At 37.2% G+C, this 12,724-nt stretch carries 11 protein-coding genes and 2 pseudogenes; 2 read left to right on the forward strand and 11 right to left on the reverse strand.

Annotation, left to right across the window (positions count from 1 at the left end):
• Nucleotides 1-68: 68 nt before the first annotated feature.
• The 6 genes from ACFX4I_RS18945 to ACFX4I_RS18970 all read right to left on the reverse strand — a co-directional run bounded on the left by ACFX4I_RS18945 (nucleotide 69) and on the right by ACFX4I_RS18970 (nucleotide 4,633).
• Nucleotides 69-1,307: a zinc-ribbon domain-containing protein gene (locus ACFX4I_RS18945; RefSeq protein ID WP_377422300.1), complete on the reverse strand. Its 1,239-nt coding sequence runs from the start codon at nucleotides 1,305-1,307 to the stop codon at nucleotides 69-71.
• A gap of 139 nt (nucleotides 1,308-1,446) precedes the next feature.
• Complete coding sequence (locus tag ACFX4I_RS18950) at nucleotides 1,447-1,749, reverse strand: contact-dependent growth inhibition system immunity protein (protein ID WP_377422302.1); 303 nt, start codon at nucleotides 1,747-1,749, stop codon at nucleotides 1,447-1,449.
• Nucleotides 1,750-1,768: 19 nt separating this feature from the next.
• Nucleotides 1,769-1,960, reverse strand: coding sequence for an RNase A-like domain-containing protein (locus ACFX4I_RS18955; protein WP_377422396.1), 192 nt, complete (start codon nucleotides 1,958-1,960; stop codon nucleotides 1,769-1,771).
• Nucleotides 1,961-1,997: 37 nt separating this feature from the next.
• A complete protein-coding gene (locus ACFX4I_RS18960) occupies nucleotides 1,998-2,174 on the reverse strand; it encodes an SMI1/KNR4 family protein (RefSeq protein WP_377422398.1) in 177 nt (58 codons plus the stop codon).
• 99 nt (nucleotides 2,175-2,273) lie between these two features.
• Entirely contained in the window at nucleotides 2,274-2,747 is a 474-nt protein-coding gene (locus ACFX4I_RS18965) for an SMI1/KNR4 family protein (RefSeq protein WP_214744873.1), read from the reverse strand.
• 26 nt (nucleotides 2,748-2,773) lie between these two features.
• Nucleotides 2,774-4,633, reverse strand: a complete 1,860-nt coding sequence (locus ACFX4I_RS18970; RefSeq protein ID WP_377422304.1) for a T7SS effector LXG polymorphic toxin — start codon at nucleotides 4,631-4,633, stop codon at nucleotides 2,774-2,776.
• A 359-nt stretch (nucleotides 4,634-4,992) separates the two neighbouring features.
• Here ACFX4I_RS18970 and ACFX4I_RS18975 point away from each other — a divergent pair, with 359 nt between their 5' ends.
• The gene (locus tag ACFX4I_RS18975; protein ID WP_377422306.1) at nucleotides 4,993-6,114 is read left to right on the forward strand and encodes a type II asparaginase; all 1,122 of its coding nucleotides are present in this window, start codon (nucleotides 4,993-4,995) and stop codon (nucleotides 6,112-6,114) included.
• 92 nt (nucleotides 6,115-6,206) lie between these two features.
• Here the strand turns inward: ACFX4I_RS18975 and ACFX4I_RS18980 are convergent.
• The 3 genes and pseudogenes from ACFX4I_RS18980 to ACFX4I_RS18990 form a co-directional block, all read right to left on the reverse strand.
• A pseudogene (locus ACFX4I_RS18980) lies at nucleotides 6,207-6,492 on the reverse strand (SDR family NAD(P)-dependent oxidoreductase).
• Nucleotides 6,493-6,571: 79 nt separating this feature from the next.
• Nucleotides 6,572-6,673 (reverse strand): annotated as a pseudogene (locus tag ACFX4I_RS18985) (hypothetical protein); the annotation flags it as partial.
• Nucleotides 6,674-6,801: 128 nt separating this feature from the next.
• Nucleotides 6,802-7,257 (reverse strand): SRPBCC family protein, encoded by a 456-nt coding sequence (locus tag ACFX4I_RS18990; RefSeq protein ID WP_377422308.1) that lies wholly within the window; start codon nucleotides 7,255-7,257, stop codon nucleotides 6,802-6,804.
• Nucleotides 7,258-7,465: 208 nt separating this feature from the next.
• On the opposite strand from ACFX4I_RS18990, the gene ACFX4I_RS18995 reads away from it, so the two are divergent.
• The gene (locus ACFX4I_RS18995) at nucleotides 7,466-8,734 is read left to right on the forward strand and encodes an ATP-binding protein (RefSeq protein WP_377422310.1); all 1,269 of its coding nucleotides are present in this window, start codon (nucleotides 7,466-7,468) and stop codon (nucleotides 8,732-8,734) included.
• Between the two features lie 305 nt (nucleotides 8,735-9,039).
• Here ACFX4I_RS18995 and ACFX4I_RS19000 read toward each other — a convergent pair whose 3' ends face one another.
• Together ACFX4I_RS19000 and sspL are read right to left on the reverse strand one after the other, a co-directional pair.
• A complete protein-coding gene (locus ACFX4I_RS19000) occupies nucleotides 9,040-12,213 on the reverse strand; it encodes an ATP-binding cassette domain-containing protein (protein ID WP_377422312.1) in 3,174 nt (1,057 codons plus the stop codon).
• Between the two features lie 272 nt (nucleotides 12,214-12,485).
• Complete coding sequence (sspL, locus tag ACFX4I_RS19005; RefSeq protein ID WP_061464729.1) at nucleotides 12,486-12,617, reverse strand: small, acid-soluble spore protein L; 132 nt, start codon at nucleotides 12,615-12,617, stop codon at nucleotides 12,486-12,488.
• Nucleotides 12,618-12,724 lie beyond the last annotated feature (107 nt).

Genomic DNA, 12,724 nt, shown 5'->3' on the forward strand with positions numbered 1-12,724 from the left:
ACAGGCCATTGAAGATCGAATTAGGAATACAGCTTAAGATTTAACTTTTTAGTGTCCAAAATATTGACTCAAATCCACAATGAGGGTAAACCTCTTTCTCTTAGACGAATTAACCTTATTCCGTCTTTAGATAAAACTTGTACCTTTGTATTATCCCTATGTTTTGCTGCGTTTGAGTTATGATAGTACTTTCCATCATATTCAATCCCAATTTTAAGAGATGGAATATATAAGTCCAGTTCAACAGAGTTATGCTTATATCTATTTTCCACCTTCGAAAAACATTTTTTTAAATAATAGAAAATAGCTTGTTCTCCAAAGGATGTTCCTCCTCTACATTTGGGGCAAAATTTTTTGTTCCTCCTTGCAGCGATTGATGCTTGCCATTCATGTCCCTTTTTACACTTCCACCACACAACTGTTGAGCTACCGTAACTAATCTCCCATGGAGATAACGGGTTATTTTTAAATACATCCCAATATTTAACTGTTTCTGGGTTTTTATGTGCCAATGAGTTACAGATACTACATGGTTTATTTACTTGATAATATATTTCTTTTTCCCATTCATGACCTTCTGGACATTTCCACCATACTACTTTTTGAGAGTAAGCATCTACATCATTTAGTGTTAATGGACTGTTTTTATTACCGTCCCATAATTGAGCAGCTTCTGGGTGTGAATCAATTAATGGGACGGTATTTCTTTTAGTTCCTGCACAATATGGGCACCCATGTCCTCTACTCCTACTGGATATTACTGCTGCCCACTCATGTCCCTCCTTGCAGAGCCACCACACTTTTCTTTGCGATGATTGAGTTACCTTGGCTGGAGTTAAATTAAAATTTCGTGAAGGATGCCATTCCTTACATAAGAATGGTTGTTTTGTTAATAATGAGTTATCTTCGAGATTACAAAAAGGACATCCTGACTTTTTGTGATAACGATATTCGACTTTCGCTCGCCACTCATGACCTCTTTCACATTGCCACCATACGTTCTTTGTAGATCCATACACAACATCATTCGGAGAAAGAGTGCCATTTTTAGTTGGATGCCATTGCAATGCCAGCGAAGGTACAATCGTAGCTAATGAATTATCCATACAAACTTTACGATTAGAACAATATGGACATCCTACTCCTATTGTTGTTCTTGTCCTGATTACAGCCTCCCACTCATGCCCTTTATTACAAATCCACCAGACCTTTTTTCCTGATCCAGGTGTAACTGAATCTATGCATATATCCGTATTAAGTGTAGGGTGCCATTGTTTTAACAGATGTGGATAAGAATCTCCTAACATTATTTAGACCCCTCTTCTCTTATAGTCATATGAGAATCTGCGCTTTATGTTTTATGTTTAATATCTGTTTAGTTACCATTAAAATATTGTCAGAAAAACCTCGAAAGGCTTTTAGCAAATCAAGTTTTTCCTCATAAGTCTAATTTGTTTTAACAGCTTCTTTTATTTGTTCAATTACTTGGTAGAGCCACTGAAGTGGTTCTAAACCAAGAGCGGGAAAGTACACACCATCTGCACAAGATTGAACGTATTCATTCTTTTCGATATCTGAATACTCCCTTCCAATAAAATCTGTTAAAAAGACAATAGCAGATTCCAGATACTCTTTACTTTCCTCTATTAATAATTCTTCTAATGCCTCTTCTGGAGATTCAATATCTTGATGAAAAGTTCCAGCCAAGAACTGAAAAACAGGTTCTTCTAGTTTGTTAGAAGACAACATAACATCTCATCCTTTAGTATTAATTTGGATAACCAGTTAGAATATAATTCCCTTCTCCATCCTTTTTCAAGATAATTCTAGTATTTGTCATATTTTCAACAGTTGTATAGCCTCTTTTCACACCACGTCCAATGACTTCGATTCCTTCATCATTCAAGACTAAGTTTGATTTGCTTTGAGGCTTACTCAGCCAAGATAAAAAATCTAGGATTGCTTAAACAGTTAAATGTAGCTCTCTATGAGTATCATTATTCAGATACATATAAGTTATTTAAGAACTCATCAAAACTATCTGCGAGGATAAACATATTCCCCATTTCGTCCTCTGGTTCTATATCATGAATCCAAAAATATACCTTTCCCTGATACTCTCCACTAATCCCTAATAGAATCTCATTTCCTCCTGGATCATTAGCAATTGAAATAAAATCATATTTTCTATAAACACTTTAAAAATTTATTAATAAACTAAAATAAAAAGCATTAGATGCAAGAATCAAATCCCTAATCTAATGCTTCTCATATTATTCAGCTAGAATTTTTAGAAACTCTTCAAAATTATTACTCGCAAAATAAGTCACGGGTTCTAAATCTGCAGACTCTTCATGATTCCAAACACAAACAGAAGGTTCTTCGTTATTCCCTCGGTAGTCTAAACATACAAAATCACCTGCAAATAAAACTGCTATTGGCAATAATTCTACCCCTACTAAATCTTCATCAGAAACAATTCTCTCTTCTAACTGGGTTCTAACAACACCAATATCATAAAATTCATCATCACTTTGGCCAGTCACTTTTAGTATACACAAAAACCTATCTATAACATAACTATGATTATTACAGACGAAACTATCTTTTATCGGAACAGCTCCATTATTCTTTTTAATGAATTCTTTATATGCACTAGGTAATTTAATTCTCCATTTCCTTTCTTTCTCAGATAACAAAGTATCGTCTGGTACTGGATAAATTACAGAACCATCTTTAATTTCCATAATACTTATACCTCCTCAATTTTATGTTATCTTGGAGCATCTGCCCACATACCTTTTGTTCTTCCACCATTATGAGGTGTGATATTATGAATGCCAAATTGAACTAATTCCATCTTACCAGGCACTTCGGTATGATGCCAAGTCATTCCCTTTTGAGTTCCACCAATTTGATCATCTAACCATTTAAATTGGTGTTTATCTGACAACTTCCAAAACTCTTCAGGCAGATGAACTGTTTCCTTAACTAGATCCGCACTTGCAAAATCAGCAAATCCATATCTCATACCTTCTACTTTATTTACAGTTATTTTTGGAATATGACCTTTTGATATTGCCATTTCTTTTATCTTTCTTCTTTGAGATGAAGATAAACTATCTCCACCTGGAATATTATCATCCCAAGACCATGGTCTATTAGATTCCACATGTTCTTTATATACTTTTGCATAGTCATCTATAACGTTATCAAAGTTCTTACTTCCATTAATAAACTCGTCTATATTTTTTAAATTAGCTTCACTTACTCCCTTACCCGTACCCTTATTAACTGTCCACTCCACTTTCGCCATCGAAATTAACTGTTCTTTTAACCCCACACCATTAACCACATTATAAGGTACTCCACCTGCCAACGACAGTTGGTTTTTAGGATTATAAGGCAATAGGTTAGGGATAGTGGCCAGTTCTTTTGCCTTCGTTGCACCTTTTACTGCAGCGGCTTTGGTAGTCGCTACCCCAGTCTTCGTTACGGCTCCTGCGCCTTTTGTTCCGACTACTGATGTGACGACTGTTCCAAGGGCATAAGTTACCCAATGAGACCGCGAATAGGCATCTCCATTTACCATATCCCGTTCATATGAATTAGATATTGCTTTTGAAATATATTCATAGGTTTTTATCGGGTGCATGATTGAATTTGCTACGCCTTCAACCGTTTCCCCTGGATCTGTGACAAAGTCCCAAACTCCTGTCACAAAGTCTTTACCTACATCATACAGGCCTACGCCGATACCTTTTGCAATGTCTGCCGTTTGCTTGGATGCTTCTAGCTGCATAACATATTGCTGCTGGGTTGGCGCTAAGTTTTCATACCCGATCTGCTTGGCGATTTTGAGGAACTCATCTGGATCTGTTACATGATCGAGTTGTGCCTTCAAGTCTTTAATCCGGCGATTCTCCGCTTCCTCTTTCTTAACCTTCAGATATTGTGCGGTCTCTTTTTTCCTAACTTCTAGGTTTTTATAGGCTTCACTATTTTTATATGCTATCGCATTAAAATAGAGAGGGGATACTTCTCCTCCCCTAGTACTGGATGCTTTCAATTGCTCCATGAGTGCCGCCACTGCCGCTTGGTCCGCTTCGGATTTGGCATATTCAGCCGTCCACTTATGATCGATTTCGTTTACTTTGTCTATCGTTTCGGTTCGTTTTGTTTCAGCTTTCTCCATATTTTCAAAGAACGCATCATCGGAAAAGGGCTCTAACTGAATGATATCATCAATTCCGGAGAATATTTTTTTCAGATCATTCTTCTGGGCTGTGACCATTTCCTTGGAATTTCGACTGGCGTTTTCCAGCTCTTCCTCTAAAAAAGGGACCGTAACCACGGTTTCACTAAGGTTCGCTTCGATTGTATCTCCTTGAATTCCACTTAAAAAGGCAATATGCCGATTGATTAGACGCAGCCAAGAATCCACGACATCGATCTGTGCTTTGTAAAACCCTTTAATGGCCTCTGCGCCTTGCCCCTGCAGCTCATCATCCAAATGAACGATACTCTCAAATCCTTTTTTTAATTCAGTGAGCTGTTCTTTCAGGTCCTTATATTGTCCGACACGTGTTTGCATGGCCGAAACTAGTGTTTGAGATTCGTAAATCATAGACATTATGGAAAGTCCTTTCAACTTCTTTTCTTATTCATTTCTATGTAATATTTTTATTCACTGTAAAATTATGACTAAATTTATTTTAGAAGAGTTTCTATATTTATTCAAGAATTGAAGGGTCTTTTTACTAAACGAAATCAACTTTAACATACACCTAAAACAATTTGAGACGCTGTAATGATATCCAGCGATACTGACCATCAATGCAAGTTCTTCTGCTGTGCAGGTTAGTAAGTGTTTTTCCAACAGAACAAAATCATGTAAGATAATCTAACATATAATATATTGTAAGTAATATCTAAATATGATAGTATTTTCATATATTATACATAATTTAATAAAGAAGGAGCTAACTAGAAATGAACATTAGAAAATATCTAGGAATCACGTTTCTATCAGTTACACTATTATTTTCTGGATCTATCGCCACTATCCATAGCTCAGCAAATAGTAAGTCAAAAGAAGAGAAAGTAGAAGCAACTTCAACAAATCCCAAGTTAAACAATGTGAAAATTTTAGCTACTGGTGGAACGATTGCAGGTTCTGCTACGTCCAATACTGACACAACTGGTTATCAAGCAGGTGCACTTGGTGTGGAAACACTAATTAAAGCTGTTCCTGAACTAAAACAAGTAGCAAATGTGAGTGGTGAACAAATCGCCAATATTGGCAGTAACAATATGGATAATAAAACTTTATTAAAGTTGGCAAAACGAATTAATGAGTTATTAAAATCTAAAGACGTTGATGGAATTGTCGTAACGCATGGAACAGATACCTTAGAAGAAACTGCTTACTTTCTGAATCTGGTCGTAAAAAGCAACAAACCTGTCGTGGTTGTTGGATCAATGAGACCGGCTACAGCTATTAGTGCAGATGGACCTTTAAACTTATATAATGCTGTAAAAATTGCTGCTAGTAAGGATGCTAAGAACAAAGGTGTTTTAATCTCATTAAATGACCGGATAGGTTCTGCACGTTATATAACAAAAACCAATACAACCATGACAGATACATTCCAATCTGAGGAACAAGGCTATTTAGGAGCAATCTCAGGTGATAAAATATTTTTCTACAATGAACCCACTCGTAAACATACAACCAAATCGGTGTTTGATGTATCAAAACTAGATAAACTTCCTCAAGTGGACATTATTTATAGCTATCAAAATGATAGTAGATATTTTTACGATGCATCTGTGGAAGCAGGAGCTAAAGGGATCATAATAGCAGGTGAAGGAAACGGTTTAACTTCTGATACTGCTTTTGAGGGTGCTAAAGACGCTGTCAAAAAAGGCGTGATTATTACTCGCTCTAGCCGTGTAGGAAATGGTATTGTTACGAGAGAAAAGATTGACGATGAAAATAATTTTGTTACAGCGGACTCACTTAATCCTCAAAAGGCACGCATTTTGACGATGCTTGCATTAACTAAAACAGATGATCCAAAAGAAATTCAGCAATTTTTTAACGAATATTAATAATTAAAATTAGAATTCCTTGATTAACTAAAAGTGAATGAAATTTAAAGCATACGATGGTATAAATCATCAACGTATGCTTTTATTTTTTTTCAACCATCCCTTGGTTGAATTATTAATTTTGCGATTACTTTCGTAAAGCCAATTTGGCCAAATTTTGCGGCACAATAGGAGGATTTGTATGTATCCAGGATTCTGCCGTGTTCAGACGAAATATTGATGATGCGTCCTTTATTTTTGCGTGGCTGGCAGTGCATGTTTGGTCAATAAGAATGCTCCTTTTAGAATTACGCCATTTACAAGGCCCCTTTTTTCTACAAGGAGGTCTTCCACTGGTGAGATGAATTGCAGTCCTGCGTTATTTACTAGAACATCCACCGTACCACGTTCAGCGATGACTTGATTGACAGCAGCATTTACAATATTCGTATGCTGCGTTTACCTTGTAACCTTTTGAGGATACCCAGTGTGCCCGGGAATAGGCATCTCCATTAACCATATCTCGTTCGTATGAATCAGATATTGCCTTTGAAATATATATATAGGTTTTAATGGGGTGTAAGTTCAGTCAAAAACACCTCACACCCCAACATTTCACGACAAATAAAAAGAATCCATCTTAAAAAAGATGGATCATTTTCTATCTGTGTTGCTGTTTCGATGCAGAAGATCGACTTAACAAAATCATTACCTACCCGTTTCTGCTTCAGCTACCTTCTTGACACGTTCTAAAAATTCAACGACCACTTTATCGGTGGCAAATAATAAAAGTAATTTCAAAAACCACTTTAACGGGCGACTGGTGACTGTATATGTAAAGGAAGTCTTATTGTCATTGATTTTATTTAGTTCATAAAAAGCTGTAATTTCAAACATTTTAGCAAGTATGAAGCCTACTTTTAGCTTTTTCTCATTAGTTTCATTCAAATATTCCAATGTTTCTATATCATACTCTTCTGTTCGTTTTCCTTCTCGATACTTTTGGCGATATACACTCCCAACCACTTCTTCGGTTATTTTAACGGGCTTGTGTTCAACTACTTGAGGCATGATTTGTTGCATATTTTCTACAGAACCATCAAGAAACTTCCAAACTTGTTCAATAGGGGCGTTTATTTCTATTTCTCTTGTCCATTTTTTCAATGAAAATCACCTCTACCTATATTATATTTCCTTTATTATGTAAAACCAACTTTCCAACTGATAAATCGGTAAATACCTAGAGGGGCTTTAACCAACTCTTTTTTTGAATTTAAATTTCTTTCTGTAAATAAATTACTTTATTATGATTCTCTTTTTTAGCGTTATTCTTGTATAATAAACGAAACGGTTACTTTTTCAGGAGAATCCTATGAATTATATATATATTAATCAAAACATATTAGATAACCTCTTTTATATCTTAGTAAGTATTTTGATTTATTACATTTTATTAGATCATGGCAAAAGGTTAAGTCAGTATGGCAAGACCCTTATTACTGCATGCATGAGCATCCCTATTATATTATGTATGAAGTTTCCTATTTATATAGATGAATATTGTGTCCACGATCTCAGGCAAATTCCTTTTATAATAGGGACACTTTATGGTGGTTGGCCTGTAGGGGCTGCTATGTTAGTCATCATATTAACTTTTAGGTTTGCTTTTTATGGTTTCAATTCACTTACGTTAATTGTATATATCGTTATATTTATTATAACGGCTCTATTTTCTTCCAAATTCAAAAATTTTAATAGAAAAAATAAGCTAAATAGCTCCATCCTATTAATTTTGTTTCTAGGAATACTGACCAGCTTTATTTCACTCGTTATGTCTGATTATTTTCGAATAACGGAGGCGTATGTATTTTACTTTATTATCCTCCCTCCTTTCATTATCGCTTTGGCTGTATATATCATAGAAATTTTAAAAGATGCCATTTTAATCCGAACACAAATGATAAGGCTTGAAAAAATGGAGGTAGTCAGTCAGCTTGCGGCTAGCATTTCACATGAAGTTAGAAATCCTTTAACAGTTGTGAAAGGATTTGTCCAACTGCTAAAGGCCCCTGATCTTACTCAAGAAGTAAAAGAACAATATATAGAGCATGTTGTTAGAGAGCTTAATAGTGCAGAATCCATTATTAGTGAATATTTAGCTTTTGCAAAACCTGCAATTGAAAAAGTGGATCCTATTTCAATTAACCGTGAAATAGGATATGTACTTGAAATGATAAAACCATTGGCCAGCATGAATTTAGTTACTATATCTGAACAGTTGGCTCCAGGCATTACCCGGGGAAATGTTCAACATTTCAAGCAATGCTTCCTGAACCTGATTAAAAATGGGATAGAGGCCATGCCAGACGGCGGGGAACTTAGTATTGTTTCTTATATAAATAATTTCGACATCATTATCGAAATAAGTGACAATGGAATAGGCATGAACAAAGAACAAATAAATCGTTTTGGCGAACCTTATTACAGTTCCAAGGAAAAAGGGACAGGGTTGGGATCAATGGTAGCTGTTAGGACCATCCAAACGATGAATGGCACACTTCATATAACTAGCCTTTTGAATAAGGGAACAACGATTTCAGTAACACTTCCCGTTTATCAAGAGGGTTATTCTGTAAAATAATAAAAAAAGTCCGCCATTTAAGGCGGACTTTTAATTTGTAGACAAACTCTATAATATTTAAGTTTGTCTACAGTAAACTTTAACCGTTGATTTCCACTCCAGGCACTCGCTTTCCGCGGGCGGTCCGGGAGCCTCCTCGGCGCTCCGCGCCTGCGGGGTCTCCCTTGGACACGCTTTTCCCGCAGGAGTCTCGCACCTTCCGTTCCAATCAACTTTGTTTTAACATTTAGATTCGTAAAATGGAGGCATCCATTTGATTACTCTTTCATTTCTAACGGCGGACTTTTTGCAATAGAGTGCTGTCATTATTTATTTTTCTGTTCAAGGCATTGATAAACCGCCATCATATCTCGTTTGTTCAATTCACGAATCCGGGCGAAAATAGGGATATCGGCAACGGCCTCGGTACGTTCACTTTCAGCCACAACATCGCTTACTTTCCCTGTCAGCCAGGTCTGTACGTCGATGTCTTCGACGATTGCTTTACGTCCTTCATCATTGATGCCACTGGCATGACAACTCACACACGGTATCGTTAATTTATATACGCCGTCATGGAGGTTATCTTCTGAAATGACTTTTTTTCCATTACAGAATGGGCATTTATGACTTGCTTTAATTTTGTTGATTTGGGTAACGATTTTTTTGTAGCCAAATGTTTCATAGACATAGGTTAGTTTTTTGTATTTGCCATTGGTGAAGTTTTTATCAATAATGGTTTCTCTTGTTTCGTTAATATCGGCAAAGTCACAGATGGTGATCTGGTTTTTGCTGCTGATTGCTTCGATATTGCCTTTAATGCTGCCCCAGAATGGCAGGGTATTTTGTAAGACCACTTCATAGCCGACAAAGCTTGCCAGTTCCAGTTCGAGCATTTTCAACGCTGCTTTTGTTTCCCGAGGAAGGAATGAGACATCATCAGTAAGTGCGATATCGCCGCCCACAATCGCTTTTAGTTTTTCCAGTTCCGGCAGCTTTCCTACAATTTTGATGACTTGATCAATTGGCTGTTGGATGATCTCGCGAATGTCCGTATCACCAAACATCAGCTTTTTATGATGTTTGAGAACCGTTCCTTGACAGACTGGACAGTCGATCACCTCTTTTGTTTCTTTCATCTGCTCTTTAATGATTGATTTCGATACGAAGATATAACGCCCAATGATGAAATTGAACCCTTCCCAAATTCGCGATGCCTTGCCTGCTTTATCGTAAAAGGACTTTTCCCAATATCCATATAAGAAGGTATGCTTTTCGGCATCTGTCATCTCATTATAGCTTTTACTAATGTCGTGACCGAGTTCATTCTTGATCTCATCAAACAGGAATTGCAGTTTTGAATGTTGATAATATTTTAATACTTCCATCACATCCGGATGTAATAAACCATCCCAGAATGGCACGTTTTTGTCTTGTATGACTACATCGAAATCGAATTTTTCAATGACCCGGCGTCCCGAACAGCTTGGACAATGATTTTCTGCAGAATAGAAATCGAAGCTTCTTGTATCCTTATTGGTCGGATGTGCAGCCACTATATGGTTGATCATTCCGCCCAATTCATAAAGAAACGTATATTGGCTGTACAAGTGCCGTTCAAGATCGATGGCGATCACAGGTGCAATCGTGTCGGACTCGTACTCACCATAAATCACACGAGCAATCGGTGATAAGCTTTTTAAAATGCCGCCCTTATAGACGTTCTCTGCCTTTTTGAAATAGTCCAAATGATTTTCCTGTAAATAATTGATACCATTTTTTGACCGAAGTGTAGAAGAGATATGCAATGGCTCCACTCGATTCCCACTGTCTTTTTGACGATAATGCTCATCATGGCTGACAACGTCAAGATGCTGGACAGGTGCAAGCTGCCTTTTACCAAAATCAACGATATAATCCGAGCTTTCGAGCATATAACCATTATGCTCAATCATGATGATGGAGACGGATTCATCCTCCAGGATGACCCTGACGCTATCGATGAATTGGTTTAAAATATTTTGCGATAACCCTTTTGAAGGCTCGTCAAAAATGAACAGCGTGTGTGGGTTTCGTGTCTTCGCGAACAGCTCGGAAACTAAGTGGACACATTGAAATTCACCTGTTGAAAGTGTTTGTGTTTTTCTTTCTAACGTCAAATAACCAAGCCCAAGTTTGATCAATAAACTCAAGCGTTTATGAGCGATGTCTTCCTTTGGCAATTCTTCGATGATGTCTTCAATCGAACGCAGAAAAATATCATCAATTTCATCACTGTATTTGGTAAGTTTCTTTTTAATATCAAGAAACGTCGCAACGGTTGATCGACTGGTAATCGATTTGTTTCGGTCCTGCCCGACCATGACCAGCTTATCCTTTGGATACCGCTTCTGAAAATCCTTGGAGATACATTCATTGACAAGTGTAGATTTACCGCATCCCGACTCACCCGTAAAGGTAACGAGCCTATTCTTTGGAATCCGGATTTCCTCCATTTGAATATTACGGCAGTAAAGATCCTGAAATTGATAGTATTCCGTTGGCGCTGCTTCATTTCGTTCCCAGCTGATTGGTTTGGGACGAGGTGATTCCTCAACGATTTTCCCGCCATATTTCCCGCTGCCAGGTCCAAAGAACAATTGTTCATTTGTGCTATCTAACACCGTGTCTGAATGATCAATGAGCCAAATTTGATTTTTATAACCTAATTGCTCAATCTGCTCCAAAATTTTTAAAAGGGTTTGATGATCAAGACCGACGGAGATCTCATCAATGATGATGACGGTATTTTCACTTGTTGCCATGAATTCAGCCAAATATAGCCGGGTTAATTCTCCCCCTGACACTGTCCCCATAATACGGTTCAAGCCTAAATAGCCAATATTCATATTGATTATATTTTGGAGGATATGCTGTTTAGCTTCACTGATATGTAATGTCTCTGCGAGTGAAAGGATCGTTTCGATGCTTAAGTTGTTGATATCGGATATAGTATGCGGGCGATCTAATAATTCAATGGTATATTGCTCGACGTCTTGATTGTAGCGTTTCCCCTCACAATTCGGACACTCGACATTTTTCGTCGTACCGCGTCCTTTACAGCTGGGACACCAGCCTAAGGCATTATTAAAGGAAAAAACTTCCGGAGAAAGATTGAATTTTTCAGCAAGACAAACACGAATCTCTTTAAACACACCAGTATGTGTGCCAATGGTTGAACGGGGATTGGCTGAAATGGATGATTTGCCGAGAAAAAGGACAAGCGGCATTTCTTCCATCTTGATGGCGCTGAAGTTGGTTTCCATAATATCAGGAAATAAATATTGATATTCAGACTTCGGCAATAAGGAAACGAGACGCTTCTTGGATTCTTCGCCAATGGTTTGACAAAAAGTCGTTTTCCCGGAACCGGATAAACCAGCAATTCCTAATGATTGATCGTCTGGCAGTGATGAATCTAAATGGCTTATATTGTTCGCTATTAATCGATTTATTTTCATTTGTAACTCCTCTCCATTTTATTAAGCTCAGTCTTTCATATTAGCACAGCGACAAATGTATTTGGCGTTTTTTTAAAAGGCAGCTCCATCTGCCATTCTTTCACATTCCACTGCTCCAAAAACGTATGATTCTTCGACAAAAATCGTGGGCTTAGTGTTGGAGATCTTTACAATCCCATACAGATTGAGCCTTCTTATAGATTATAAAAGCCCCTCTCGTCTAAGAGAAGGGCATTCTTTATGAAGTATGACCATATTTTTGCCCAATGCGCTTATTTTGTATTGGACTTTTTTGCCTTGTTTTCAAGCTCGCTTTTTGGCTCAGTGGAGAATTCCACATCTTTTCCATGTCCCTGCGGGTTAACACTTGGTGCGATGCGACCTCTTCCTGTCTTTTTACTCATTTCCTTCACCTCCAAGTATATTATGTCCGAACTGTTATAAATTAAAAACGAGGTCGTTTCTATAAAGGTCACCCCAATAAAAAACCTGCATAGAACCAAAGTCTACA

Source organism: Peribacillus sp. YIM B13472 (genome assembly GCF_042788005.1).
GTDB classification, from domain to species: Bacteria; Bacillota; Bacilli; order Bacillales; family DSM-1321; genus Peribacillus; species Peribacillus simplex_E.

Excerpts from the sequence above, each read along its gene's own strand:
- ACFX4I_RS18970 (WP_377422304.1), bottom strand. The coding sequence starts at position 4,633 with ATGTCTATGATTTACGAATCTCAAACACTAGTTTCGGCCATGCAAACA.
- ACFX4I_RS18945 (WP_377422300.1), bottom strand. The coding sequence starts at position 1,307 with ATGTTAGGAGATTCTTATCCACATCTGTTAAAACAATGGCACCCTACA.
- ACFX4I_RS18995 (WP_377422310.1), top strand. The coding sequence starts at position 7,466 with ATGAATTATATATATATTAATCAAAACATATTAGATAACCTCTTTTAT.
- sspL (WP_061464729.1), bottom strand. The coding sequence starts at position 12,617 with ATGAGTAAAAAGACAGGAAGAGGTCGCATCGCACCAAGTGTTAACCCG.
- ACFX4I_RS18965 (WP_214744873.1), bottom strand. The coding sequence starts at position 2,747 with ATGGAAATTAAAGATGGTTCTGTAATTTATCCAGTACCAGACGATACT.
- ACFX4I_RS19000 (WP_377422312.1), bottom strand. The coding sequence starts at position 12,213 with ATGAAAATAAATCGATTAATAGCGAACAATATAAGCCATTTAGATTCA.
- ACFX4I_RS18950 (WP_377422302.1), bottom strand. The coding sequence starts at position 1,749 with ATGTTGTCTTCTAACAAACTAGAAGAACCTGTTTTTCAGTTCTTGGCT.
- ACFX4I_RS18975 (WP_377422306.1), top strand. The coding sequence starts at position 4,993 with ATGAACATTAGAAAATATCTAGGAATCACGTTTCTATCAGTTACACTA.